At 67.7% G+C, this 1,307-nt stretch carries 1 protein-coding gene; it reads left to right on the top strand.

Annotated elements, in window-relative coordinates; all coding sequences use genetic code 11:
• Nucleotides 1-1,307, top strand: a 1,307-nt coding sequence (locus PQR32_RS42075) for a Rieske 2Fe-2S domain-containing protein (RefSeq protein ID WP_408241779.1), incomplete at its 5' end; no start/stop codon positions are given.

Below are 1,307 nucleotides of genomic sequence, written 5' to 3'. Positions count from 1 at the left end.
GCAAAGAGGAGAACCCGATGCTGACGGCCGAACAGAATGAACTGCTAACCCGCGTGGGAGCGGGCACGCCCGGTGGGGACATGATGCGCCGCTACTGGCATCCGGTAGGCGGGGTGGACGAATTCAGCGCCGCGCGCTCGACCAAACGGGTGCGCCTGCTGGGCGAGGACCTGGTGCTGTTTCGCGACCGCCAGGGGCGCTTTGGCCTGGTGGCCGAGCACTGCCCGCACCGGCGCGCCTCGCTCGCCTACGGCATTCCCACGGATGAAGGCATCCGCTGCCCGTACCACGGCTGGCATTTCGATGCGCAGGGCAAGTGCCTGGAGCAGCCCAACGAGTCGGCGCAAACGTGCTTCAAGGAGCGCGTGAGCACGCAGGCCTACGCGGTCGAGGAACTGGGCGGCATGCTGTTCGCCTACATGGGCCCGGAGCCGCGTCCGCTGCTGCCGCGCTACGACGGCTTTGTCGCCTCGCCCGCGATCCGCATGATCGGTCAGGCGGTGGTGCCGGCGAACTGGCTGCAGATCATGGAGAACTCGGTCGACCAGGTGCACACCGAGTGGCTGCACGGCCAGTTGCACGAGCACCTGCGCGAGATCCAGGGGCAGCCGGCGAAGTTCTCGATCAGCCGCCGGCACGTGCGTATCGGCTTTACCGAGTTCGAGCACGGCATCATCAAGCGGCGCCTGCTGGAGGGGCAGTCGGAGGACTGCGACGACTGGCAGATCGGTCACCCGCTGGTGTTCCCGACGATGCTGGCGGTGGGCTACGCGTCGCCGCAGTGGGGCATGTACGCGTTCCAGATCCGCACGCCGATGGACGATACGCACACGCTGCACCTGTGGTACACGGCGTACGTGCCGCCGGCGGGGGCGAAGGTGGCGCCGCATCTGCTGGAGCGCGTGCCGGTGTACGAGGTGCCGTATCTGGACAGACACGGCGACTACGCGCTGGACATGATCGACGCGCAGGACATCATGGCGTGGGTCACGCAGGGGCCGATCGCGGATCGCACGAAGGAGAACCTGGGCAGCACCGACCAGGGGCTGGCGATCCTGCGGCGCATGGTGCATCGCGAGATCGGCAAGGTGCAGCGCGGCGAGGATCCGCTGGGCACGATGCGCGATGCGCGCGCCAACGAGCGCATCGACCTGCCGCTGGAGCGCGACAAGCACCACTTCCTGGACGGCTTTGCGAGCCTGCTCTCGCGCGTGCATGCGCGCCATTCCCCGTTCGCGCGCGAACTGGTCGAACTGTTCCAGCCCGGCCAGGCTCGCGCCTTCGAAGAAGTGCTCGACTCGCTGTAA

This window comes from Paraburkholderia dipogonis (genome assembly GCF_046027395.1).
GTDB classification, from domain to species: Bacteria; Pseudomonadota; Gammaproteobacteria; order Burkholderiales; family Burkholderiaceae; genus Paraburkholderia; species Paraburkholderia dipogonis_A.
This window is presented reverse-complemented; position numbering and strand designations above follow the sequence as displayed.